We start from the raw sequence: 20,957 nt of genomic DNA, 5'->3' as shown, positions 1-20,957 counted from the left end.
GCTCACGCGTCCGAAGCCACGAGCACCGCATACCGCCGGATCAACTGCGCGAGCGAATCGCAGTCCAGCTTCGCGAACAGGTTGGCCCGGTGCGTCTCCACCGTGCGCGGCGAGAGCGCCAGCGTGCGCGCGATCTCCTTGTTGGTGAGCCCCTGCACGATGAACGCGAGCACCTCGCGCTCGCGCTCCGACAGCTGCGCGACGCGTTCGCGCGCGGCGTTGTCGGCCTGCGAGCGTTCGCGCGTGCGCACATGCTGGCGCACCGCGTGCTGCAGCGCCTCCAGCAACTGCTCGTCATCCACGGGCTTTTCGAGAAACTCGGCCGCGCCGGCCTTGAAGGCGCGGCGGCACATCTCGACCGTGCCGTGGCCGGTCAGCATGATCACCGGCTGGTCCACGCCCTGCGCCATGAGCCGGTCGAGCACGGTGAGCCCGCTGATGCCGGGCATGCGCACGTCCAGCACGATCGCACCGACGCTCGCGCGGTCGAAGCCGTCGATGAAGGCCTGCGGATCGGACCAGCCCTGCACGCGCAGGCCGACCGTGCCGATCAGGAGCGACAGGCTGTCTCGCACGGCCTGGTCGTCGTCGATCAGGTGGATCAGCGGCGACTGCGGTTGATGGGTGGCGGAGAAATTCATGTCGATGTCGCCACCAGCGGCAGCAGCAAGGTGAAGCGCGCGCCGCGCGGTGCCGCATTGGCGGCTGTCAGGCTGCCACCCATGCCGCTCGCCAGCGTCTCGCTGAGGCTCAGGCCCAAGCCCAGTCCACCTTCGCGCGTGCTGAAGAACGGCTCGAAGAGCCGCGGCATCGCCTCGGGCGAAATGCCGCGGCCGTTGTCGGTCACGGTCAGCACGCCCTCCTGCCCATTGCGTCCGACAGACACCACGAGCCGGCGCTCGGCCGCGGGCACGAGGTCCAGCGCCTGGAGCGCGTTCATCAGCAGGTTGTGCACGATCTGCTCCAACGCCACCGCCTCGGCCTGCACGCGCACCGGCGCCTGCGCGCCCGCATCGAACTGCGCGGCGACGCCGCGCTGCGCGAACTCGGGCGCGAGCAGATGCATCGCGCTGCGCACCACCTCCTGCAGCACCAGCGGCTTGACGTCGCCGCCAGCCTCGGGCCGCTCGATCACGCGGCGCAAACGGCCGACCACGCCAGCCGCACGGCGGGCCTGCTCCACGGCCTGCCCCATGGCATCGCGCGCGGTGGCGAGGTCAGGCGGATCGTCGTCGAGCAACCGGCGCGCCGCCTGCGCGTTGGCCAGCACCGCCGTGAGCGGCTGGTTGAGTTCATGCGCCAGCCCCGCCGACAGCTCGCCCAGTGCATTGAGCCGCGCGACCTGGCCGAGCCGCAGCAGCTCCTCGGCACGCCGGCGTGCAACGCGCTGGCGCTGCGCCATCCAGAGGCCGGCCAGCAGCAGCGCCATCGCCGCGGCCCATCCGGCGATGCTGCGCCATGGCAGCTCGCCCCACCCGACCTGGCGCTCGGCCACCAGATCGAACGGCTGGCTCGGCGAGGCCAGCGCCTTGGTGAGACCGAAGCGCCAACCGCCCTCGCCCAGCCGGCCGGGCTGCAGCACCAGTTGCTGCCCGTCGCGCTGCAGGCTCACGCGCACCGGGCTGTGCTGCGGATTCATCGGCCAGTCGCGCCACGGCACGGAGCCGGCCAGGTCGATTTCGAGCGCGTAGCTGGAAGGCGTGGCGCCCATCACGAGCCAGTAGCGGCCCGCGCCAAGGTCGAGCGATGCGAGCTCGGCGCGCTGCTGGCTGCGCGATCGCGCCTCGGCTGCAACCAATGCGCCCGCCGGTTTTTCATCGGGCCACGGCTCGTCGCGCGCGCGGCGCTGCACCTTCAGGATCGACGAATACACGGAGGGCAGACGCTGTTCCGGCTGCCCCGCATCGGCGCCGGGCTCCAGCAGTGCGAGTGTGGCCAGCACCGCGTCGTACTGCACCACCTGCTGGCTCATGAGCCGGTGCGCGATGCGCGCATCGGTCTCGAAGTCCTGGTGCAGTTGCGCAAGCTCCGCGCGTGCCAGCCACACCGCGCCCACGGCCGTGAGGGCCAGCCATGCCAGCCACCAGCCACCCTGCGAGCGCAACCACTGTTTCATGGCGCGGATTGTGCCCGCCGCTGCGACGCGCCTCGATGTTGGTCCAGAATGCGGCCCCAGCATGAGCGAAGTACAGGACTCCCTTTTCCCCGATCTTTCACCCCCGCCGGAGGCGCCCACGGCCCCGCCACCGCCCGAGGCCGAAGCGCCTGCCAAGAAGAAATCCCGTGGCGCCACCGTGGCCCCGATGCCCGCCGATCCGGCGCTCGTCGAACTGGCCGCAGCCCTTCCGCAAGGACTGCGCCTGGGCACCTCGTCGTGGAGCTACCCCGGCTGGGCCAACCTCGTGTGGGACGGCGAATACGCCGAGACCGTGCTCTCGAAGAACGGCCTCCCGGCCCTCGCGCAGCACCCGCTCTTTCGCACCGTGAGCCTGGACCGCAACTTCTACCGCGCCCTCACCGCAAGCCAGTACGCCCGCTACGCGGCCATGGTGCCTGCCGATTTCCGCTTCGTGGTGAAGGCGCCGAGCCTCGTGACCGACGCGACCGTGCGCGATGAAAGCGGCCGAGGCACGCAGGTCAACCCGGTGTTCCTCAACAGCGAGATCGCGATCCAGGAGTTCGTGCAGCCCGCGCTCGACGGCCTGGGCGACCGCATCGGCGCGCTGGTGTTCCAGCTGAGTCCGATTCCGTCGCAGCTGCTGGCCGACCAGCCCGCCCTCCTCACGCGCATCGGCGAAATGCTCGAAGCGCTGCCGGGCCTCAAGCAAGTGGCGCCCGACGCCGTCATCGCCGTCGAGGTGCGCGACCCGCAACTGCTGTGCCCCGCGTTCGCCGAAATGTTGCGCAGCGTGGGCGCGACCTTCTGCATGGGCCTGCACGCGAAGATGCCGCCGATCGAAGACCAGCTGCCGATGCTGCGTGCCCTGTGGCCCGGGCCGCTCGTGTGCCGATGGAACCTGCACCGCCGGCACGGCCGCTTCGGCTATGAGGATGCGGAAAAGCTCTACGGGCCGTTCGACAGGATCGTGGACCCCGATCCCGAGACGCGCGCGGCGCTTGCCAAGGTGATCGCCGGCACCACGCGCGCGGGCCAGAACGCCTTCGTCACCGTGAGCAACAACGCCGAGGGCTGCGCGCCGCTCACGATCGCCTCGCTCGCGCGGGACATCGTCGAGCTTCAGCCGCGATAGGCCTCAGGCGTTGTCGCCCTTGGCGGCGACCGTCATCTCCAGTTCGACGCTCGCGTTCTTGGGCAACTGATACACGCCCACCGCCGTGCGCACATGCACGCCGGCATCGCCGAACACGCGATGCAGCAGGTCGGACGCCGCATCGGCCACTTCGCTCTGCTGCGTGAAATCGGCCGTGCACTGGATGAAGACGCCCACGCGCAGCACCTTCTCCACGCCATCGAGCGAACCGAGTTCGCGGCGCAGCAGCGTGAGGCAGCGCAGTGCGCAGATCTGCGCACCCTCGCGCGCCTTCTCGAGCGACACCGCATCGCCCACGCGGCCGGTGACCACCACCGTGGTGCCCACGCGCGGCACCTGCCCGCTGGTGTAGAGCGTTCGGCCGTCACGCACGATGGGCACGTAGTGCCCGCCCGCAAGCATTTCGCCCGCGAAGCTGTGGCCCAACTCTGCGGCAATCTGATCGGCAATCTGGTCTCGGCTTTGCGCTGTCGTCATATCTGTTCCATGAAACGGGGGGGGCCATTGTCGCCAACCGCGTGCGGAGAAAACAGAAGCAGATCGCCCGATCTCGATGCAGAACAGATGGCCGCTACGCCTCGATCGCCAGGAACACCCGTCCGCCCTCGATCTTCACCGGATAGCTGCGCAGGTCTTCGTTAAGCGGCGCGCACATCGCCTTGCCGGTGCGCACATCGAAGCGCCCCTGGTGCAGCGGGCACTCGATCTCGTGGCCTTCGAGAAACCCGTCGCACAGCCGCGCATGCCCATGCGTGCAGATGTTGTCGGTCGCGTGGATGCCGTCCTCGGTGCCGTAGAGCGCGATGTCGCGGCCCTGCACCTCGATGCCCACCACGTCGTCGGCGGGAACGTCGTCGACCGCCGCGGCGTCGATCCATGTCATCGTGCTCATGTCTTGTTTTCCTTCGCTCGTCAGTTGTCGGGCTTGAGGCCGGCGCGCTGGATCACCGGCTTCCAGCGCACCAGTTCCTCGCCCATGAACTTCGCCAGCGCCTCGGGCGTGCTGCCCACGGGGTCGAAATACGCGGTCTGCAGGCGCTTGACCGTCTCGGGGTCTTTCAGCACCGCGGCAATCTCGCGGCTCATGCGCTGCACCACCTCATTGGGCGTTCCCTTGGGCGCCATGTAGGCGAACCACGGCACGGCCTGGATGTCGGGCAGGCCCGATTCGCGCAGCGTGGGCAGCTCGGGCAACAGCGCCGAGCGTTCGGCCGACGTCACGGCCAGCGCCTTCAGGCGGCCGGCCTTGGCCTGCGGCATCACGGTGACGGGCGGCAGGCAGGCGTACTGCACATCGCCCTGGATGATCGCGGTGACCGCCTGTCCCGAGGATGCATACGGAATGTGCACCGCGAACGAATTCGTCTTGAGCTTGATGAGCTCCACGCCCAGGTGCGAGATCGACCCGTTGCCCGTGGAGGCGAAGTTGAACTTGCCCGGGTTCTGCTTCATCGCCGCGAGCCAGCCCTTGACCGAATCGACGTTCATCGAATTGGAGACCGCGCACACGTTCGGCGTGGTCGCCGCGAGCGAGACCGGCACGAGGTCCTTGAACGGGTCGTACGGCAGGTTCCTGTAGAGCACCGTGTTGTAGACGAGTGGCGCATTCACCGAGAGCAGGAAGGTGTAGCCATCGGGCTGCGACTTGCTCGCCTGGTCGGTACCGGTGTTGCCGCCCGCGCCCGGCTTGTTGTCGACGATGAGCGGCTGGCCGATACGCGCCGCGAGCTTGTCGTTGACGATGCGCGCGAGGATGTCGGGCGACGAGCCGGCCGCGAACGGCACGACGATGCGTACCGGGCGCTGCGGCCACTCCTGCGCATGGGCGCCGGCTGCCAGGGCCACGACCGCGAGAACGATGGCGCGCTTCACGGCTTCGCCTCCACGTCGACCATGCCCTGATGGTCCCGCTGCTCGCGCGCGATGAACCCCGCGATGAGCGCGCGGTACGCCGCCTCGACCACCTCGGGATAGGCCCCCTCCTTCTCGGCCAGCGCCCGCACCTTGTCGATCACCTCCTGCTGGCGCTGCGGCGCCGACACCTGGAAGGCATCGCGCTTGAAACGCGCCGCATCCTTCACGTAGCGGCCGCGCTCGGCCAGGAGCGCGACGATGTTGCGGTCGAGCCGGTCGATGTTCTCGCGCACCTCGGCGAGGTTCTCGCACAGCGGCTGGTAGGTGGGATCTGTGAAGCGGCGCAGCGGGGCGCCGTGTGTCTCGGGTTCTTTTTGCATGTTCGTTGTCTCTCGTTGCTCGATGCTCTGTTCAGGGAATACCGCGGAACCGGCTTTGCCGGCCCGCTGGTATTGCCCCCGGTAGGGGGTTGGAGGCCACACGAAGTGGGCAGCCTGGGGGTGAGCCCTATATCGGGTAAATGATGGAGTTCGGGATCATTTCGCTGTCGAACACGCACAGGCGCGAAGCGAACTTCAGGCCTTCGGGCGTGGGCACGACCCTGTCGATGTAGCGGCCGACGTTGAACACGGTCGAAGGGCCGTCGAGCTTGGTGCGGAACACCGCGTAGTTCGCTTCGCTGTGGATCGCGCCGTCGTCATCGACCGTGTGCACCACCGGCAGCCCGACCACATGCCGCTGGTAATACGGGTCGTGGAACAGCGTCTCCTGGATGCCGTAGACGCGGTCTTCCAGCATGCCGCGGCTCTCGAACGACAGCGTGGCCAGCGGCAGGTTGCGCTCGTGGTTCTCGCGCGGCTGCAGGCGGTAGCTGCATTCCTCGATGAAGAACGCGGGCCACAAATCCCACTTGCCCGAATCGACCGCATGCGCATAGGCCGCATAGAGGCCTGCCAGTTCGAGATAGGCGTCGGCGTCGAGCTTCCTGGTCATGCCGCCTCCATCACTTCGCGCCAGTAGCGGTACATGCCTCGGATCAGCGTCTCGGTCACCATGTGGTCGGTGTTCTCGACCTCCCGGCCACCCAGTTCGGCGAGCGTGCGGTGGTAGGGCTTCTGCTCGAAGCCTTCCTGCGAGAACTCGATCACTTCGCCGTCGTCGGCCGAGACGAAGCCCGCCGGGCCGAACAGGTTGGCCTGCCGCAGGCGGCGCTGCGTCATTTCCTCGGAGTCGTCCTCGAAGCCGAAATGCGTCCACACGAAATCGAAGGCGTCGTGCCCCACCGGCTGGATGTGCCGCGTCGACACGCTGTTGACCTGTTGCTGCAGGATGAGGCTCGGGAACAGCGTCATCATCACGGCGGTCGGTCCGCCCCACCAGGGCTCGGGCACGATGTCCAGGAAGCGCGGGTCTTTCAGTTGCATGCTCTCCTTGAAGCTCGAGACCTGCGTCACCTGCGCGGCCTTGCCCGCGTTGCCGCGCGTGGAAATCATCGCGGCATGGCGGCTGCGCGCATCCATCTTCAGCTCCGACTTGTTGTCGGCGCGCCAGAGCCCGAAGGTCACGAACCAGGTGTGCAGGAGGCCCGGGTGGTACGGGTCCTTGATGTTCTCCTGCATGAGCTTCCAGTTGCCCGGAATGCGCTGCCGGCTGTAGCCGAGGATGGTGAGCTTGCGGCCGTCGAAGAGGCGGTCGAAGTAATGAAGGATGTCAGGGCCGAGAAAATCTTCGAACGATTCGACGTCATGATCGAACGACGCGAACACCACGCCGCCGCGCGAGGCCACCTTGAGCTTGTTGAGCCCGTTCTCCTCGGTCTTGAAGTCCGCGGGCATGCCGCCGTGGACCTTGCCGTCCTGCTTCACGCCGCGGCGGAACGGCACGCCCTGCAGGTCGCCCTTGAGCGTGTAGTTCCACTGGTGATAGGGGCAGACGAATTCCTTCCTGTTGCCATGGCGCTCGCGGCAGAACTGCATGCCGCGGTGCGCGCACACGTTCTCGAACACGTGGATCGCGCCCTTTTCGTCGCGCGACATGACGACCGAGCGCTCGCCGATGGCCGTGCGCTTGAAGTCGCCCGGGTTCGGGATCTCGGCTTCCAGGCCGACGTAGCACCAGTGCTTTTCGTAGAAGAAGCGCTGCAGCTCCTTCTTGTGCAGCGCCTCGTCGGTGTAGGCCATGAAGGGAATGCGGCCGGTCTTGTCGCTTTCCCAGTGCAGTTCGATGGGGAACACGGGTGGCGTGGTCATCGCGGGTCTCCTTTTTTCTTCAGCATTCTTCAGGTGCCTTGCAGGTAGAAGGCATCGGCATGGGTCTCTTCGGGCGCAAGGCCGCGGGCGCGCACGAGCTGCGTGACGGCCTCGACCATCGGCGGCGAACCGCAGAGATAGGCGCGCCAGCCGTCGAGGGGGCCGGGCCAGTCGGCGCGGATGGCGTCGGTGATAAGGCCCAGGCGCTGGCCTTCTCGCGCGGTGCCCGAGACGACCACCACGTGCACCTTCAGGCCCGGGTGCTGCGCCTGCAATTCGCGCAATTCGGCAAGGCCGTACACGTCGGCATCGGAGCGCACGCCCAGGTACAGATGGATCGGCTGCATCAGCCCGCCCGCAATGGCGCCGCGCACGATCGAGAGAATCGGCGCGAGCCCGGTGCCACCCGCCGCGCAAAGCATCGGCCCGCGGTGCCTGGTGCGCAGGTACGCCGTGCCCAGCGGTCCGCTCACGCGTACCGAATCGCCGACGCGCAACTGCTCGAAGACGTGCGCCGTGACCCGCCCGCCCGGCACCCTGCGCACATGGAATTCGAGCTCCGCATCGCGGCTCAATCCGGCCATCGAATACGGCCGTGCGAGATCGGGTGCGAACTGCAGTTGCGCGTACTGCCCGGGGGAGAATTCGAGCGGCTTGTTCGGCTTGAGCCGCAGGCGCCGGATGTCGTGCGTTAGCACGTCGATGCCCGTCACCGTCGCCTTCAGGATGCGCGCCGGGTGCACCACCACCTCGTCGGGCTCGGGGATCTCGATGGCGCAGCTTTCGGTCAGCGTGCTCTGGCAGGCCAGGACGTAGCGCTCGCCCTGCCCGTCGGGCCGGATCGCGTCCTGCCCGCCATCGAGCACCTGGCCAGACACCACCTTGCAGCGGCAGGTGCCGCAGCGCCCCGACATGCAGCTGTACGACACCGGCACATGGTGCTCGCGCAGCACCTCCAGCAGGTTCGCGCCGGGGCGGACCTCGAGGGTGCGGGCAAGGGGGTGAATGTGCAGGTCCATCGTGGGGCTCTCTTTGCACCGGCGTCGTGGCCGGCTTGTCTCTGACGCGGATGATGCGCGGCCGCCGCAGATTGACCAATAGAATCTCGTGAATCGACTCCATCACGGATGTGAATAAAGGTCCGACCCATGCACCTGAAGGACATCGACCTCAACCTGCTCCTGGTGTTCGACCGCATGCTGGCCGAGAAGCGCGTCTCGGCCGTGGCCGAATCGCTCGGGCTCTCGCAGCCCGCCATCAGCAACGCGCTGGCTCGCCTGCGAAAGCTGCTGGGCGATGAACTCTTCCTGCGCACCGCGCGCGGCATGGAGCCCACTCCCTTCGCGCTGCAGCTGGCCGAGCCGGTCGCCTACGCGATGGGTGCGCTGCACACCGCGCTCAACCAGCAGGTGGTGTTCGACCCCGCCACCAGCACCCGCAGCTTCACGCTCGCGATGACCGACATCGGCGAGATCTACTTCACGCCCCGGCTGATGGAGGCGCTGTCGGTCGCCGCGCCGGGCGTGACGATCAGCACGCTGCGCAACAACACCGCGACCAACCTGCGCGACGAGCTGGAGGCCGGGCATGTCGACATCGCCATCGGCCTCCTGCCGCAGCTGAAGGCGGGCGTGTTCCAGCGGCGGCTCTTCCTGCAGCGCTACGTGTGCCTGTTTGCCGGCACGCACCCGCTCGCGCGCAAGCGCAGCGTGTCATTGAAGGACTTCAGCGCCGCCGACCATGTGCTGGTACAGGCCGCCGGCACGGGCCACGGCAAGGCCGACGACGTGATGGCCGCGCAGGGCATCCACCGGCGCATACGCCTGAAGGTGCCGCACTTCGTGGCGATCGGCCACATCCTGCGTTCGAGCGGAATGATCGCGACAGTGCCCGAGCGGCTCGCACAAAGCATTGCCGAGCCCTTCGGCCTTGTGTGGCGCCCTCACCCGGTGGCGCTGCCGCAGATCGCGATCAACCTGTTCTGGCACGCGAAGGTGCACCGCGATCCGGGCAACCAGTGGCTGCGCGGGTTGCTGTTCGACAGCTTCGCGGACAAGGACTGACGGCAGTCTCGCGGTCGCGCGGCCCCGTCAGGCCGCAGCACGCGCGCTCACGCGCACCTTGTCGCGGCGAATGTCGACGCTCCAGTGGTCGTCGCAGCCGTGGATGCCATACATCGCGCGCGGCGGGGAGTTTTTCTAGTCGCTGGCCCTCGTGCGATCGGGCATTTCGGAGCGGCGCGCGAGTTGGTCGACCGCACGCAGCAAGGTCGGCACGCGGTGCTCGCCGTGCATGCGCCAGACCTCGGCGGCTGCGGTGGCGAGTTCGATGCCCACGGCCGTCACGAAGAGCGGCGACGTGCTCCGGCCGCGCAGCACCTCGACCACGTCGCTCGCGCTGCGATACGCCGTTTTTGCAACCCCGACGACGGGCACCTTGCGATCGAGCGCGCCGTGCAGGTGCGCCCCCAGGCCCGGATGCCCCGGCTCCAGCGAGACGTAGCCGTCGACGATGACGATGTCCGCCGGCGGCCCCTCGCGCAGCACGCCGAGCAGGCACGGCAGTTCGCGGCGATAGAACGCGCCGGGCTCGTACCCGGCCACCGCGCGAAAGCCCGCGACGGCCTGCGCTTCCTCGTGTGCCGCCGTCCATCCGCGAAACCAGAGGCCCGCAGCCACGGCGGTGTCGGCGCGGTAGTCGACGTCCAGGCAGACGATCAGCGGCTCGCTCATGCGGGCCACCGCCCGAGCACTTCGTGCACGCCCTCCCCGACGTGGCTGTCGATGAGCGCAAAGGAGCCCGCAGTCCAGCGCACCGGTTCGATCGCATGCTTCCCGATCTTTCGCCGGGTGTACGCGAGGGTCATGTGGGGCGTGAAGCTGCGCTCGGGCTTGAAGCCCGCGTCGGCCAGCGCTTCACCCAGGTGCTGCCTGAAGTCGGCGAGCGCATCGGTGCCCTCTTGGCCGCACAGCACAAAGGCCTTGCTGCTCGCGCAGGTCATGGCGTGATCGAAGACGACCTCGAACGAAGGCGGCGCGACCGCGGCAGCGGCATCGAGCGCGGCCTGCACCTTCTTGCGCGGCACCGTGTCGTAGCCTCCGAGATCGTGCAGCGTGACGTGCAGGCGATGCGGCTCCGCCGGCGTGCCCTTGAGGGCGTGGCGCTCATCGAATTGCGCACCGAGCGCAGCAAGCGAGGCGGCGTCTTCGGCACTCGGAAAGATCGCGAGGAAGAGCGCGTGCGACAGCGGCTCCTTTCGGCGCGCCTTGGTTCGGGGTCGCCGCAGGGGCGGCGGCGGAGGGTCGATTCCGGGAAGAAAAAGCTGTTCTGGCATGCGTCGATCATCGCGCATGCCCTGCCTTCTTGAAGAGCCCGAAGCAAGCGACTCCAGCCCGTTTCAGTTCACGGAGATGTCGTTCAGGTTCACGGTGATGTTGACCAGCGCGACGTTGCCGTACACCTCCACCGTGATGCCGATTTGCGTGGGAACGGACGTCTTGTAGACGGTGAGAGCCCATGTCCCCTCGGCCATGATCTGCGCGCTCCCCAGTGGCGCGGTGCCGTTGAGCCCCCATCGGACGGCGCCGATGGTCACGGCGGTCGTGTTTTCTCGTTCGCTGCCTCCGACGATATTGACGGTCACGCTGGTCATGTCGCTCTCCACAGTGTTCGAAGTGATGGGCTTCCTTGAATCGGCCGGCTGGCCGATCTAGGGAAATCACTGTAGGGACGCACCCGCCCGAAAACCATTACGGGCGATTACAGCGCCTGCACGACGTGGCTGGAGGCGCGCAACGCCACACGCGAGCGACGCTTGGTGGGTGCGCGTCAGGGACTGGACCTGAGCGCACCCGCCGGATCACTCCCACTCGATCGTCGCCGGCGGCTTGCTCGACACGTCGTAGGTCACGCGGTTGATGCCGCGCACCTCGTTGATGATGCGGCCCGACACCTTCTTGAGCAGCGCGTACGGCAGCTCCGCCCAGTCGGCGGTCATGAAGTCGCTGGTCTGCACGGCACGCAGCGCGACGACGTAGTCGTAGGTGCGGCCGTCGCCCATCACGCCGACGCTCTTGACCGGCAGGAACACGGTGAAGGCCTGGCTCGTGAGGTCGTACCAGGTCTTGCCGCTCTCGTCCTTGAAGTTGCGCAGTTCCTCGATGAAGATCGCGTCGGCGCGGCGCAGCAGGTCGGCGTATTCTTTCTTCACTTCTCCCAGGATGCGCACGCCCAGACCCGGGCCGGGGAACGGATGGCGGTACACCATCTCGGGCGGTAGGCCCAGCGCCACGCCGAGTTCGCGTACTTCGTCCTTGAAGAGATCGCGCAGCGGCTCCAGCAGCTTGAGGCCCAGTTGCTCGGGCAGGCCACCCACGTTGTGGTGGCTCTTGATGGTGACGGCCTTCTTGCTCTTGGCGCCGCCCGACTCGATGACGTCGGGGTAGATCGTGCCTTGCGCGAGGAAGGTCGCGCCCTTGTGGCCGCCATCGCCGGCCTTGAGCTTGGCTGCTTCCTGCTTGAACACGGTGACGAATTCGCCGCCGATGATCTTGCGCTTGGCCTCGGGGTCGCTCACGCCGGCGAGCTTGCCGAGGAACAGGTCGCTGGCATCGACGCGAATGACCTTCGCGTGCAGCTTGCCTTCGAACATCTCCATGACCATGTCGCCTTCGTTCAGGCGCAGGAGGCCGTGGTCGACGAACACGCAGGTCAGTTGGTCGCCGATGGCGCGGTGGATGAGCGCGGCGGCCACGCTCGAATCGACACCGCCCGAGAGGCCGAGGATGACCTCTTCGTCGCCCACCTGCTCGCGGATCTTCTCGACGGCTTCGGCGATGTGGTCGCGCATGACCCAGTCGGGCTTCGCCTCGCAGATGCCGAGCACGAAGCGCTCGATGATCGCCTTGCCCTGCACCGTGTGCGTGACTTCGGGGTGGAACTGCAGCGCGTAGTAGCGGCGCGCCTCGTCGGCCATGCCGGCGATGGGGCAGCTGTCGGTACTCGCCATGAGCTTGAAGCCCGGAGGCAATTCGGTGACCTTGTCGCCGTGGCTCATCCACACGTTGAGCATGCCGTGGCCTTCGGGCGTGGTGAAGTCGGCGATGTCCTTCAGGAGCGCCGTGTGGCCATGCGCGCGCACGGCCGCAAAACCGAACTCGCGCTTGTGGCCGCCCTCGACCTTGCCGCCGAGTTGGTGCGCCATGGTCTGCATGCCGTAGCAGATGCCCAGCACCGGCACGCCGAGGTCGAACACGGCCTGCGGGGCCTTGTCGGTGGTTTCTTCGTACACGCTCGCGTGGCTGCCCGAAAGGATCACGCCCTTCAGGTGGCCGTCGGCCGCGTATTCGCGCACCCATTCGTCGGTGACGTCGCAGGGATGCACTTCGCTCAGCACATGGGCCTCCCGCACGCGCCGTGCGATGAGCTGCGTGACTTGCGAGCCGAAGTCGAGGATGAGGATCTTGTCGTGTTGCATGGCGAGAGGACTCAGAGCGTTGATATGTCGAACAGCTTCACGCCCGCCTTGGGCGCTGCCTGGATGAGGTGCTCGTCGAAGGTGGCGAGCGGGAGATTGAGCGACTTGGCGAGCCAGAGATAGCCCGCGTCGTAGATCGAGATGCCGGCGTCGATGGCGACCGCGAGCACGGCCTTGTGCTGGGCGGGCGCGAGTTCGTGCAGCTCGACGCGGTGGCGGATGGCGTCGAGCACGCTCCACAACCCTTCGACCGCGGAAGTCGGAATGCGACCGCTGCGCACGCCGTTGGCCAGGATGTTGGCGCACTCCCATTGCCAGGCGTTGGGCGCCTGCGGCTCGACCTCGTCGCGACGGATCGCGGCATAGAGCTTGCGGGTGTGTTCGCTGGCCTGGTCGGGCAAGAGCCAGGCGGCGGTGACCGAGGCATCCATGACGAAGGCTGTCACGATTGGCGCCCTTCGCTGCGCAATGCCGGAAGAGATAGGCCCGGCTGGATGGTGGCATGCAGCGCGTCGATCTGGCCGAGTTCGCGTGCGATCTGCTCGTCGGTGATGACGGGCTTGCGGCGCACCGGCAGCATGCGCACGACTTCCTTGCCGTGGCGGGTGATGCGAACCTCCTCGCCCTTTTCGACCGAGTCGATCAGGGCAGAGAAGTTGTTCTTGGCTTCAGCGATGCCGATGAATTGCATTTGGGCCAGAAAAATTGAATCTGGCCCGAATTTTAAGCTGAGTCTGGCCCGACTTTCAAGGTCTGGCCAGATTGGGCTTACTCAGCGCGGTAGTTCGGCGCTTCCTTCGTGATCTGCACGTCGTGCACGTGGCTCTCGCGAATGCCGGCCGTGGTGATCTCGACGAACTCGGCCTTGTTCTTCATGTCCTCGATGGTCGCGCAACCGCAGTAGCCCATGCTGGCGCGCACGCCGCCGGCCATCTGGTAGACGATCGAGACAATCGAGCCCTTGTAGGGCACGCGGCCTTCGATGCCCTCGGGCACGAGCTTGTCGGTGTTGGGGTTGCCGGTGGTCGATTCCTGGAAGTACCGGTCGGCGCTGCCCTGTTGCATCGCACCGATGGAGCCCATGCCGCGGTAACTCTTGTAGCTGCGACCCTGGTACAGCACGATTTCGCCTGGCGCCTCTTCGGTGCCGGCGAACATGCTGCCCATCATCACGGTGCTGGCGCCTGCGGCGATGGCCTTGGCGATGTCGCCCGAGTAGCGCACGCCGCCGTCGGAAATCAGCGGAATGCCCGTGCCCTGCAGCGCGGTGGCCACGCTGTCGACCGCCATGATCTGCGGCACGCCCACGCCGGCCACGATGCGGGTGGTGCAGATGGAGCCCGGGCCGATGCCGACCTTGACCGCATCGGCGCCGACGTCGGCCAGCGCACGCGCCGCGTCGCCGGTGGCGATGTTGCCGCCGATCACGTCGACCTGCGGATAGTTCTTCTTGACCCAGCGCACACGCTCGATCACGCCGGCGCTGTGGCCGTGGGCCGTGTCGACCACGATGGCATCGACGCCGGCCTTCACCAGCGCCTCGACGCGCTCCTCGGTGCCGTCGCCCACGCCGACCGCCGCGCCCACGCGCAGGCGCCCGCTCGCGTCGCGCGCGGCGTTGGGGAAGCTGGTCTGCTTGGTGATGTCCTTGACGGTGATGAGGCCCTTGAGCTCCCAGTCGTTGTTGATGACCAGGAGGCGCTCGAGCTTGTACTTGTTGAGCAGCGCCTTGGCATCGGCCAGCGTGGTGCCGTCGGGCACGGTGATGAGCTTGTCGCGCTGCGTCATGATTTCGCTCACGGGCACGTCGTAGCGGGTCTCGAAGCGCAGGTCGCGCCCGGTCACGATGCCCACGACCTTGCCGCCATCGACCACCGGGAAGCCGGAGATGCCCAGCTGGTCGGAGAGCGCCATCACCTGGCGCACCGAGTGCGTCGGCGTGATCACCACCGGGTCGCGCAGAACGCCCGATTCGTAGCGCTTCACGCGGGCCACTTCGGCGGCCTGCTGTTGCGCGGTGAGGTTCTTGTGAACGATCCCGATGCCGCCCTCCTGCGCGATGGCGATCGCGAGGCGGGCTTCCGTCACGGTGTCCATCGCCGCCGAGACGAGCGGCAGGTTCAGCGTGATGTTGCGGGAGAGTTTGGTGGCGAGGGAGGTGTCCTTGGGCAGGACCTGGGAGAACGCTGGCACCAACAACACGTCGTCGAAGGTGAGCGCTTTGCCGAGAAGGCGCATGGGTGAAGCTCCAAAAGACGGATTGTAACGAGGCTCCCAAGGCGTTCGCCGGCCCAGGCTTTTGCGGACCGTTGCAAAAGCACCGAATGAGGATGTTGCAAGAAGTAAGGCGCGGCTAAACTTCGGGCATGAAATTCATGCACTGGCTGCTGGTGGGATGTGTCGTGGCGCTGCCGCTTTCTGCGAGCGCGCAATGGCAATGGATCGACAAGAACGGCAAGAAGGTCTTCAGCGACCAGGCGCCGCCGCCTGACATTCCCGAGAAGAACATCCTGCGCCGCTCGGGCACACCGCCGCCGCGGCCAGGCACTGGCGTTTCTTTGCCGGAAGCTCCCGCTGCCGAGGGGACCGAAGCAGCCGCTGCCAAGCCGCGCGAAAGCGCCGCGGCGCCCAAGCCGAGCGGCGTCGACAAGGAACTCGAAGAAAAAACCAAGAAGGCCGAGGCCGAAGAGAAAGCCAAGCGCGCCGCCGAAGAGGCGAAGGTCGCCAAGGCCAAGGCCGACAACTGCGCCCGTGCCCGCGAAGGCAAGTCCACGCTCGACAGCGGCATCCGCATTGCGAAGGTCAATGCCAAGGGCGAGCGCGAGATCATGGACGACGGCGCCCGCGCCGCCGAACAGAAACGCGTCCAGTCGGTCATCGACAGCGACTGCAAGTAAAACTGGCCGGCGAGCTCAGTAGCCGGCCTTCCCGCCCTTGCGGCGGTTCGCGAAAAGGCCGGCGCCCCGCGCGCCCTGGCGCTTGAATCGCTCGCGGCGCGCGACCTTCGGATCCACCGTTAGCGGGCGGCACAGCTCGATGCGGTCGCCGTCCTTCAGCTCCTGGCTCCACTCGACCGCCCTGCCCCAGATGCCCGGCGTCATGGCATGCCGCCAATCGAGATCGGGAAAGCACTGCGACAACCCGCTCGCCCGCACCGCTTCGCTCAGGGCAATGCCTTCCTCGAGCTGCAGGACCTGCTCGAACACCTCGCGCGCCGCGGGCGAGCAGCTCAGCGTGACCTCGATCATCAGGGGCTGCCGTAGACCTGCTCGGCGCGCTTGACGAAGGCCTCGACCAGGCTCGATGCGATGGTGTCGAACACCGGGCCGACGAGCGCCTGCAACGCGAAGTTGCTGAAGCCGTAGCTCATGTGCAGCTCGACGCGGCAGGCGCGTTCGCCCGCTTCGCCCACGGGAACGAACTTCCAGTTGCCGTCGAGGTTGGAGAAGGGCCCATCGACCAGCTTGAGTTGCACCTCGCGCCCCGGTACATGGGTGTTGCGGGTGGTGAAGCTCTGGTGAAAGCCGCCGAAGGCGAGGCCCACTTCGGCGGTCATTCCCGCCTCGCTCTCTTCGATGACACGGGCCTTGTCGCACCACGGAAGGAACTGCGGATACTTCGCCACATCGGTGACGAGCGCGTACATCTCTTCGGCGCTGTACCAGATGAGGACGGACTTGTTGACTGTTTTCATAGAATCGGTGCAGCGTGCGCGACGGATTGTATTGAAGCCATGCGCCCCCACCTTCCCGAGCCATGGCCACAAAGAAACAAGATACCTCCTCCCGCATCGCCGACAACAAGAAGGCCGCGTACAACTATTTCTTCGAAGAACGCTTCGAGGCCGGCATGGTGCTCGAAGGCTGGGAAGTCAAGTCGCTGCGCGAAGGCAAGGTGCAGCTGACCGACGGCTACGTCGTGATCCGCGACGGCGAACTCTACGTCGTGGGCCTGCAGATCAACCCGCTCAAGAGCGCCTCGACGCACGTCAACCCCGACTCCATCCGAACCAAGAAGCTGCTGCTGCACAAGGAAGAAATCCGCCGGCTGGTGGGGAAGGTCGAGCAAAAGGGCTACACGCTGGTGCCGCTCAACCTGCACTGGAAGGCCGGCAAGGTCAAATGCGACATCGCGCTTGCCAAGGGCAAGGCCGAGCACGACAAGCGCGACACCATCAAGGACCGCGAAGGCAAGCGCGAGGTCGAGCGCGCGATGAAGAGCCGCAGCCGCTAGTTATTTTTTTGCGCGGCATGGAATAAAACGCGCTCTGCAGGCGTTTGTGCGGTGTCATCGGATTTCCGGTGCCATCCAACCTCAGGAGTCTTCCATGTCGCCATTTCGCGCTTCTCGCATTTCCTCCGTCGGCATCGCCGCCGCGCTGCTCGGCAGCCTGCTCGCCCTCCCCGCATTCGCCCAGCCCAAGACTGCCGACGGCGCGCTGGTCGGCGCGAACGGCATGACGCTCTACACCTTCGAGAAAGACACTGCCGGCAACGGCAAGTCGGCCTGCAACGGCGGCTGCGCCACCAACTGGCCGCCCTTCATGGCGGCCGACAGCGACAAGCCGAGCGGCGACTTCACCATCGTCACGCGCGACGACGGCAAGAAGCAATGGGCCGCCAAGGGCTGGCCGCTGTACTACTGGGTGAAGGACACCAAGCCGGGCGACAAGACCGGCGACGGCGTGGGCGGCAACTGGAAGACCGCCAAGCCCTGACCCTGCACGCGCCCTCCATCGATTCATGGACGCCCGCCTGCTGGTCGATCACATCCCGAGCCTGCGCCGCTATGCGCGCGCGCTCACGGGCAACACGTGGGCGGCCGACGACCTGGTGCAGGACACCCTCGAGCGGGCCTGCAGCAAGTGGCGGCTCTGGGTGGTGGGGAGCGACCTGCGCGCATGGCTCTTCACGGTCATGCACAACATCTTCGCGAGCCAGGTGCGGCGCACCCCGCCACCGCACAGCGTGGTGCCGCTCGACGATGCCACGCACGAGCTGCAAGGCGGCATCGACCCGGGGCGCGACCAGGGCGCGAGCCTCGACCTGCAGCGCTGCCTCATGCAACTGCCCGAGGAGCAGCGCGCCGTGCTGCTCCTCGTGACGCTCGAAGACCTGTCCTACGCCGAAGTCGCGAAGGTGCTGGGCATTCCCGCAGGCACCGTGATGTCGCGCCTCTCGCGCGCCCGCGTGCGGCTGCAGGAGCTGCTGGACGGCGCCGCCGCCCCGAACCGCCCCGGCCTGCGCCGCCTGAAGTGAAACCCGCCGCCGCACCATGAACCGCCCCGCCCCGCCCTCCACCGACGTCACCGACGACGAACTGCACGCCCTGGTCGACGGCCAGCTTGCGCCGGACCGCCGCACCGCCGTCGAAGAGGCCCTGGCGCGCGACCCGGCCATGGCCGCAAAGGTGGCGGCCTGGCACACGCAGCGCGATGCCCTGCGCCGCCTGCACGGCGAGTTGCTGGACGAACCCATTCCGGCGCCGCTGACGAGCGCGCTCGAGCGCCATCTGCCCCGGCAGGCGCAGCGCGGCAACTGGGTGCGCTGGAGCGGCATCGCGGCCGGCGTGCTCGTCGCCTTTGCGGCGGGCTGGCTCGGCAACGCGCAATGGTCGGCATCGCGCACGCCATCGACTCAATTGGCCAAGGCACCTGCGATGCGCGAATTCGTGCACGACGCGTCGATCGCCCATGTCGTCTACGCACCCGAGAAAAGGCACCCGGTCGAAGTGGCCGCCTCCGAACAGCAGCACCTCGTGCAGTGGCTCTCGAAGCGCCTGGACCGGCCGCTCAAGGTGCCCGACCTGAGCACCCTGGGCTACACGCTCGTGGGCGGCCGCCTGCTGCCTGGGGAAACCGGTGCGCGTGCCCAGTTCATGTTCGAGGACACCGCGGGCGAGCGCGTCACCCTCTACATCGGCACCCTCGACGCTCGCGCCCCGGATTCGCCGGCCGCGCGCGAAACCGCCTTCCGGTTCACCTCGGAGGGCCCGGTGCCCAGCTTCTACTGGGTCGACCAAGGCTTCGGCTATGCCGTTGCAGGCAGGTTGCCGCGTGATGTTTTGCTGAAACTCGCGACCCTTGCCTACCGCGATTTGTCGTAAGCCCGGCATAAACTGCCGGGTCGCGCAACCACTTGCCTGTTTTCGCGATTTTTCAACTGAAGGAGAAACTGCATGAAATTGCTCAGCGCCTCGATCCTCGCGGCGGCCCTGCTCGCCGGCTGCGGCGGCATGTCCAACAAGACCGCCAGCGCGCCCGACACGCCTACCCGCACTGCCGACGGCGTGCTGGTCGGACCGAACGGCATGACGCTCTACACCTTCACCAAGGACACGTCCGGCGCCGGCACCTCCGCCTGCAACGCCCAGTGCGCTGCCAACTGGCCGCCGCTCCCCGTGGCCGCGACCGCCAAGCCTATCGGCGGCTACACCATCATCATTCGCGAAGACGGCAAGCGCCAATGGGCCTACAAGGGCTGGCCGCTGTACTACTGGGCCAAGGATGCCAAGCCGGGCGACAAGACCGGCGACGGCGTCGGCGGCAACTGGAAGATCGCCCGCCCCTGACCGGCACGATGGTCAGCTGATCGCAAAGGCTCCGGCTCACGCCGGGGCCTTTTTTGTTGGTGCGTGCGCCACGGCAGAATCGCCGCATGAATCCTGCAGCTGCGAATCCGGATGCGTTCCTCGCCCTTCTCTCCCACGGCCTGATCACCGACGCGCAGCACGACGCCGTGCTTGCCCATCCCGAAGCCGCCACGCTTCCGCCGATTCCCGGCCCCGCGCACGCGCTGGCATGGATGTGCGTCAAGGGCCTCGTCACCCAGGAAGAAATCGACGCAGCCGTCGAACGGCTCGAGGAAGCCTCGCCGCCCGTCGCCACCGCCGACGATGCAGCGGACATCGCTTACGACGCCGAGGATCTCGTCGAGATTGGCGACCGCGGCATCACGCAAGAGGCAGTGAACGCGCTCTTCAACTACGGCCTTGTCGATGCCGAGACGCGGGACATGTCCTTCGAGGAAACCCCGCTCGTCGGCAGCGTGCCCGCCGCACCGGCCGCCACGCTGGCCTGGATGGTGATCGACGGCCCGCTCGAGAAGGAATTGTTCGAGGCAACGCGCGCCGAGGTCGCGGCCGAGCCGGCCTTTGCCATGGCGGCAGACCGCGCCCGCATCGTGGCCGAGGCGCAGGAGGAAATCGAGGCCGACGAAAAATCGACCGGTGCGTGGCAGGCTGCTGCGCAGGGAAAGCGCCGCCGTGGCACCTGGCTTTCCCGGCTGGTCACGCTGGCGGTCGTGGGCGGTTTCGGCTGGTACTTCTTCGCACCGGAGGGCGTGCCGGCCTGCAACGCCGACGCCACCCGCAAGACGCTGCAGGGGCTGATGCTCCGCGCGTCGATCGATGCGCGCACCCAGGGCCTGCGCGAAGTCGGCATCCCCACCCTGAGCGGGTTGCGCGAAATCGGCTACCGCAAGGACGAGCGCATCCGTGGCTGCATGGCGACGATGGCCCGGGGCGACGAGACCAAGTCGATCGCGTACACGATCGGCCCGGCCTCTGCCAACGACGACAAGATGACGGTGCGCGGCGCCAACCCGGCCATCGTGGAGGCCCGCTTCGGCAACCTGGATGCCAAAGGCAAGCCGCTCTACAACGCCGAGCCCATCGGGCGCGCGGCCGCGGAGAAGGCCTTCCGCGACGGCGTGACCGCCGTGCAGTCGAGTTCTCCAGCCGCAGCGATGCTTCAGCGCCAGCTCGAACGCCAGCGCGCCCGCCAGCGTTCCACAGCGGGGCTCGTGGTCACCGACGCCGACCGCGAGCGCGAGATCGCCGACTTCGAGCCCGCCGGCCCCTGCCGCGTGCATGAAGACGGTGCGGGCCGGGTCTGTCCGCTGGTCGTCGAATACACCGACAGCCTGCTGGCCACCATCGGCCGCGCGCAGTCGCTGCCGCTGACCGGCGAGTTCACCTTCGTGCAGGACAACGGCACCTGGCGCATGAGCGACGACTTTGCCAAGCGCTTTACCCAAGCGGTGACGGAAGCCCGGCTGATCAGCCTGGGCGTGACGGACGCCGTTGCGGTGCCCGAATAGGTCTTGG

The 20,957-nt window shown here is 67.4% G+C and carries 27 protein-coding genes; 9 read left to right on the top strand and 18 right to left on the bottom strand.

The features are described from left to right. Window positions 1-2: 2 nt before the first annotated feature. Window positions 3-641: a response regulator transcription factor gene (locus RT97_RS00580; RefSeq protein WP_042576840.1), complete on the bottom strand. Its 639-nt coding sequence runs from the start codon at window positions 639-641 to the stop codon at window positions 3-5. After that, window positions 638-2,116: a sensor histidine kinase gene (locus RT97_RS00575; RefSeq protein ID WP_042576839.1), complete on the bottom strand. Its 1,479-nt coding sequence runs from the start codon at window positions 2,114-2,116 to the stop codon at window positions 638-640. The genes RT97_RS00580 and RT97_RS00575 overlap by 4 nt, the downstream gene beginning before the upstream one ends. A gap of 61 nt (window positions 2,117-2,177) precedes the next feature. Between RT97_RS00575 and RT97_RS00570 the strand changes: the two genes are divergently transcribed. Then, complete coding sequence (locus tag RT97_RS00570; protein WP_042576838.1) at window positions 2,178-3,251, top strand: DUF72 domain-containing protein; 1,074 nt, start codon at window positions 2,178-2,180, stop codon at window positions 3,249-3,251. Between the two features lie 3 nt (window positions 3,252-3,254). On the opposite strand, the gene RT97_RS00565 is transcribed toward RT97_RS00570, so the two are convergent. The 7 genes from RT97_RS00565 to RT97_RS00535 form a co-directional block, all read right to left on the bottom strand. Next, window positions 3,255-3,749: a RidA family protein gene (locus RT97_RS00565; RefSeq protein WP_042576837.1), complete on the bottom strand. Its 495-nt coding sequence runs from the start codon at window positions 3,747-3,749 to the stop codon at window positions 3,255-3,257. Between the two features lie 94 nt (window positions 3,750-3,843). Then, window positions 3,844-4,164, bottom strand: coding sequence for a non-heme iron oxygenase ferredoxin subunit (locus tag RT97_RS00560; RefSeq protein WP_042576836.1), 321 nt, complete (start codon window positions 4,162-4,164; stop codon window positions 3,844-3,846). A gap of 20 nt (window positions 4,165-4,184) precedes the next feature. Then, window positions 4,185-5,144 carry a Bug family tripartite tricarboxylate transporter substrate binding protein gene (locus RT97_RS00555; RefSeq protein WP_042576835.1) on the bottom strand — a complete coding sequence of 320 codons (960 nt, stop codon included), beginning with the start codon at window positions 5,142-5,144 and terminating at the stop codon, window positions 4,185-4,187. Further along, on the bottom strand, window positions 5,141-5,506 hold the full coding sequence (locus RT97_RS00550) for a chorismate mutase (RefSeq protein ID WP_042576834.1): 366 nt from the start codon (window positions 5,504-5,506) through the stop codon (window positions 5,141-5,143). The genes RT97_RS00555 and RT97_RS00550 overlap by 4 nt, the downstream gene beginning before the upstream one ends. A gap of 127 nt (window positions 5,507-5,633) precedes the next feature. Beyond that, entirely contained in the window at window positions 5,634-6,119 is a 486-nt protein-coding gene (locus tag RT97_RS00545; protein ID WP_042576833.1) for an aromatic-ring-hydroxylating dioxygenase subunit beta, read from the bottom strand. Next, window positions 6,116-7,375, bottom strand: coding sequence for an aromatic ring-hydroxylating dioxygenase subunit alpha (locus RT97_RS00540; RefSeq protein ID WP_042576832.1), 1,260 nt, complete (start codon window positions 7,373-7,375; stop codon window positions 6,116-6,118). The genes RT97_RS00545 and RT97_RS00540 overlap by 4 nt, the downstream gene beginning before the upstream one ends. A gap of 29 nt (window positions 7,376-7,404) precedes the next feature. Beyond that, window positions 7,405-8,394: a 2Fe-2S iron-sulfur cluster-binding protein gene (locus tag RT97_RS00535; RefSeq protein WP_042576831.1), complete on the bottom strand. Its 990-nt coding sequence runs from the start codon at window positions 8,392-8,394 to the stop codon at window positions 7,405-7,407. A 129-nt stretch (window positions 8,395-8,523) separates the two neighbouring features. Between RT97_RS00535 and RT97_RS00530 the strand changes: the two genes are divergently transcribed. Beyond that, a complete protein-coding gene (locus RT97_RS00530; RefSeq protein WP_042576830.1) occupies window positions 8,524-9,438 on the top strand; it encodes a LysR family transcriptional regulator in 915 nt (304 codons plus the stop codon). A 135-nt stretch (window positions 9,439-9,573) separates the two neighbouring features. Here the strand turns inward: RT97_RS00530 and RT97_RS00525 are convergent, their stop codons facing one another. The 7 genes from RT97_RS00525 to guaB form a co-directional block, all read right to left on the bottom strand. After that, window positions 9,574-10,107: an endonuclease V gene (locus RT97_RS00525; protein ID WP_216595149.1), complete on the bottom strand. Its 534-nt coding sequence runs from the start codon at window positions 10,105-10,107 to the stop codon at window positions 9,574-9,576. Next, complete coding sequence (locus RT97_RS00520; protein WP_042576885.1) at window positions 10,104-10,709, bottom strand: 2'-5' RNA ligase family protein; 606 nt, start codon at window positions 10,707-10,709, stop codon at window positions 10,104-10,106. Before RT97_RS00520 ends, RT97_RS00525 begins: the two co-directional genes overlap by 4 nt. Before the next feature lie 63 nt (window positions 10,710-10,772). Next, window positions 10,773-11,027, bottom strand: coding sequence for a hypothetical protein (locus RT97_RS00515; protein ID WP_042576829.1), 255 nt, complete (start codon window positions 11,025-11,027; stop codon window positions 10,773-10,775). A 207-nt stretch (window positions 11,028-11,234) separates the two neighbouring features. Further along, entirely contained in the window at window positions 11,235-12,851 is a 1,617-nt protein-coding gene (gene guaA, locus RT97_RS00510; RefSeq protein ID WP_042576828.1) for a glutamine-hydrolyzing GMP synthase, read from the bottom strand. An 11-nt stretch (window positions 12,852-12,862) separates the two neighbouring features. Then, window positions 12,863-13,282 (bottom strand): type II toxin-antitoxin system VapC family toxin, encoded by a 420-nt coding sequence (locus tag RT97_RS00505; protein ID WP_042576827.1) that lies wholly within the window; start codon window positions 13,280-13,282, stop codon window positions 12,863-12,865. An 11-nt stretch (window positions 13,283-13,293) separates the two neighbouring features. Continuing rightward, entirely contained in the window at window positions 13,294-13,542 is a 249-nt protein-coding gene (locus RT97_RS00500; protein ID WP_042576826.1) for a type II toxin-antitoxin system Phd/YefM family antitoxin, read from the bottom strand. Between the two features lie 77 nt (window positions 13,543-13,619). Then, entirely contained in the window at window positions 13,620-15,089 is a 1,470-nt protein-coding gene (gene guaB, locus RT97_RS00495; RefSeq protein ID WP_042576825.1) for an IMP dehydrogenase, read from the bottom strand. A 128-nt stretch (window positions 15,090-15,217) separates the two neighbouring features. Between guaB and RT97_RS00490 the strand changes: the two genes are divergently transcribed. Beyond that, entirely contained in the window at window positions 15,218-15,748 is a 531-nt protein-coding gene (locus tag RT97_RS00490; RefSeq protein ID WP_042576824.1) for a DUF4124 domain-containing protein, read from the top strand. A gap of 15 nt (window positions 15,749-15,763) precedes the next feature. Here the strand turns inward: RT97_RS00490 and RT97_RS00485 are convergent, their stop codons facing one another. Continuing rightward, on the bottom strand, window positions 15,764-16,099 hold the full coding sequence (locus RT97_RS00485; RefSeq protein ID WP_042576823.1) for an RnfH family protein: 336 nt from the start codon (window positions 16,097-16,099) through the stop codon (window positions 15,764-15,766). Further along, window positions 16,099-16,545: a type II toxin-antitoxin system RatA family toxin gene (locus RT97_RS00480; protein ID WP_042576822.1), complete on the bottom strand. Its 447-nt coding sequence runs from the start codon at window positions 16,543-16,545 to the stop codon at window positions 16,099-16,101. The genes RT97_RS00485 and RT97_RS00480 overlap by 1 nt, the downstream gene beginning before the upstream one ends. Window positions 16,546-16,607: 62 nt before the next feature. Here RT97_RS00480 and smpB point away from each other — a divergent pair, with 62 nt between their 5' ends. From smpB to RT97_RS00450, 6 genes are all read left to right on the top strand, one after another. After that, entirely contained in the window at window positions 16,608-17,084 is a 477-nt protein-coding gene (smpB, locus tag RT97_RS00475) for an SsrA-binding protein SmpB (protein WP_042576821.1), read from the top strand. A gap of 94 nt (window positions 17,085-17,178) precedes the next feature. Beyond that, on the top strand, window positions 17,179-17,568 hold the full coding sequence (locus RT97_RS00470) for a COG4315 family predicted lipoprotein (protein WP_042576820.1): 390 nt from the start codon (window positions 17,179-17,181) through the stop codon (window positions 17,566-17,568). Window positions 17,569-17,593: 25 nt separating this feature from the next. Beyond that, on the top strand, window positions 17,594-18,109 hold the full coding sequence (locus tag RT97_RS00465; RefSeq protein WP_042576819.1) for a sigma-70 family RNA polymerase sigma factor: 516 nt from the start codon (window positions 17,594-17,596) through the stop codon (window positions 18,107-18,109). A gap of 16 nt (window positions 18,110-18,125) precedes the next feature. Beyond that, the gene (locus RT97_RS00460) at window positions 18,126-18,956 is read left to right on the top strand and encodes an anti-sigma factor family protein (RefSeq protein ID WP_042576818.1); all 831 of its coding nucleotides are present in this window, start codon (window positions 18,126-18,128) and stop codon (window positions 18,954-18,956) included. A 72-nt stretch (window positions 18,957-19,028) separates the two neighbouring features. Continuing rightward, a complete protein-coding gene (locus tag RT97_RS00455; protein ID WP_042576817.1) occupies window positions 19,029-19,421 on the top strand; it encodes a COG4315 family predicted lipoprotein in 393 nt (130 codons plus the stop codon). A gap of 86 nt (window positions 19,422-19,507) precedes the next feature. Continuing rightward, a complete protein-coding gene (locus RT97_RS00450; protein ID WP_042576816.1) occupies window positions 19,508-20,950 on the top strand; it encodes a hypothetical protein in 1,443 nt (480 codons plus the stop codon). Window positions 20,951-20,957: the final 7 nt, after the last annotated feature.

The organism is Variovorax paradoxus (genome assembly GCF_000834655.1).
Taxonomy (GTDB): Bacteria; Pseudomonadota; Gammaproteobacteria; order Burkholderiales; family Burkholderiaceae_C; genus Variovorax; species Variovorax paradoxus_F.
The sequence above is the reverse complement of the archived record's forward strand: the minus strand, read 5'-3'. Positions and strand labels throughout refer to the sequence as shown.

Bases quoted from the DNA above. Each gene is read 5' to 3' on its own strand.
- RT97_RS00465 (WP_042576819.1), top strand. From the start codon at position 17,594: ATGGACGCCCGCCTGCTGGTCGATCACATCCCGAGCCTGCGCCGCTAT.
- RT97_RS00520 (WP_042576885.1), bottom strand. From the start codon at position 10,709: ATGCCAGAACAGCTTTTTCTTCCCGGAATCGACCCTCCGCCGCCGCCC.
- RT97_RS00545 (WP_042576833.1), bottom strand. From the start codon at position 6,119: ATGACCAGGAAGCTCGACGCCGACGCCTATCTCGAACTGGCAGGCCTC.
- RT97_RS00485 (WP_042576823.1), bottom strand. From the start codon at position 16,099: ATGATCGAGGTCACGCTGAGCTGCTCGCCCGCGGCGCGCGAGGTGTTC.
- RT97_RS00455 (WP_042576817.1), top strand. From the start codon at position 19,029: ATGAAATTGCTCAGCGCCTCGATCCTCGCGGCGGCCCTGCTCGCCGGC.
- RT97_RS00550 (WP_042576834.1), bottom strand. From the start codon at position 5,506: ATGCAAAAAGAACCCGAGACACACGGCGCCCCGCTGCGCCGCTTCACA.
- RT97_RS00535 (WP_042576831.1), bottom strand. From the start codon at position 8,394: ATGGACCTGCACATTCACCCCCTTGCCCGCACCCTCGAGGTCCGCCCC.
- RT97_RS00525 (WP_216595149.1), bottom strand. From the start codon at position 10,107: ATGAGCGAGCCGCTGATCGTCTGCCTGGACGTCGACTACCGCGCCGAC.
- RT97_RS00560 (WP_042576836.1), bottom strand. From the start codon at position 4,164: ATGAGCACGATGACATGGATCGACGCCGCGGCGGTCGACGACGTTCCC.
- RT97_RS00500 (WP_042576826.1), bottom strand. From the start codon at position 13,542: ATGCAATTCATCGGCATCGCTGAAGCCAAGAACAACTTCTCTGCCCTG.
- guaA (WP_042576828.1), bottom strand. From the start codon at position 12,851: ATGCAACACGACAAGATCCTCATCCTCGACTTCGGCTCGCAAGTCACG.
- RT97_RS00480 (WP_042576822.1), bottom strand. From the start codon at position 16,545: ATGAAAACAGTCAACAAGTCCGTCCTCATCTGGTACAGCGCCGAAGAG.
- RT97_RS00565 (WP_042576837.1), bottom strand. From the start codon at position 3,749: ATGACGACAGCGCAAAGCCGAGACCAGATTGCCGATCAGATTGCCGCA.
- guaB (WP_042576825.1), bottom strand. From the start codon at position 15,089: ATGCGCCTTCTCGGCAAAGCGCTCACCTTCGACGACGTGTTGTTGGTG.
- RT97_RS00505 (WP_042576827.1), bottom strand. From the start codon at position 13,282: ATGGATGCCTCGGTCACCGCCGCCTGGCTCTTGCCCGACCAGGCCAGC.
- RT97_RS00515 (WP_042576829.1), bottom strand. From the start codon at position 11,027: ATGACCAGCGTGACCGTCAATATCGTCGGAGGCAGCGAACGAGAAAAC.
- RT97_RS00490 (WP_042576824.1), top strand. From the start codon at position 15,218: ATGAAATTCATGCACTGGCTGCTGGTGGGATGTGTCGTGGCGCTGCCG.
- RT97_RS00570 (WP_042576838.1), top strand. From the start codon at position 2,178: ATGAGCGAAGTACAGGACTCCCTTTTCCCCGATCTTTCACCCCCGCCG.
- RT97_RS00540 (WP_042576832.1), bottom strand. From the start codon at position 7,375: ATGACCACGCCACCCGTGTTCCCCATCGAACTGCACTGGGAAAGCGAC.
- smpB (WP_042576821.1), top strand. From the start codon at position 16,608: ATGGCCACAAAGAAACAAGATACCTCCTCCCGCATCGCCGACAACAAG.
- RT97_RS00575 (WP_042576839.1), bottom strand. From the start codon at position 2,116: ATGAAACAGTGGTTGCGCTCGCAGGGTGGCTGGTGGCTGGCATGGCTG.
- RT97_RS00580 (WP_042576840.1), bottom strand. From the start codon at position 641: ATGAATTTCTCCGCCACCCATCAACCGCAGTCGCCGCTGATCCACCTG.
- RT97_RS00530 (WP_042576830.1), top strand. From the start codon at position 8,524: ATGCACCTGAAGGACATCGACCTCAACCTGCTCCTGGTGTTCGACCGC.
- RT97_RS00460 (WP_042576818.1), top strand. From the start codon at position 18,126: ATGAACCGCCCCGCCCCGCCCTCCACCGACGTCACCGACGACGAACTG.
- RT97_RS00450 (WP_042576816.1), top strand. From the start codon at position 19,508: ATGAATCCTGCAGCTGCGAATCCGGATGCGTTCCTCGCCCTTCTCTCC.
- RT97_RS00470 (WP_042576820.1), top strand. From the start codon at position 17,179: ATGTCGCCATTTCGCGCTTCTCGCATTTCCTCCGTCGGCATCGCCGCC.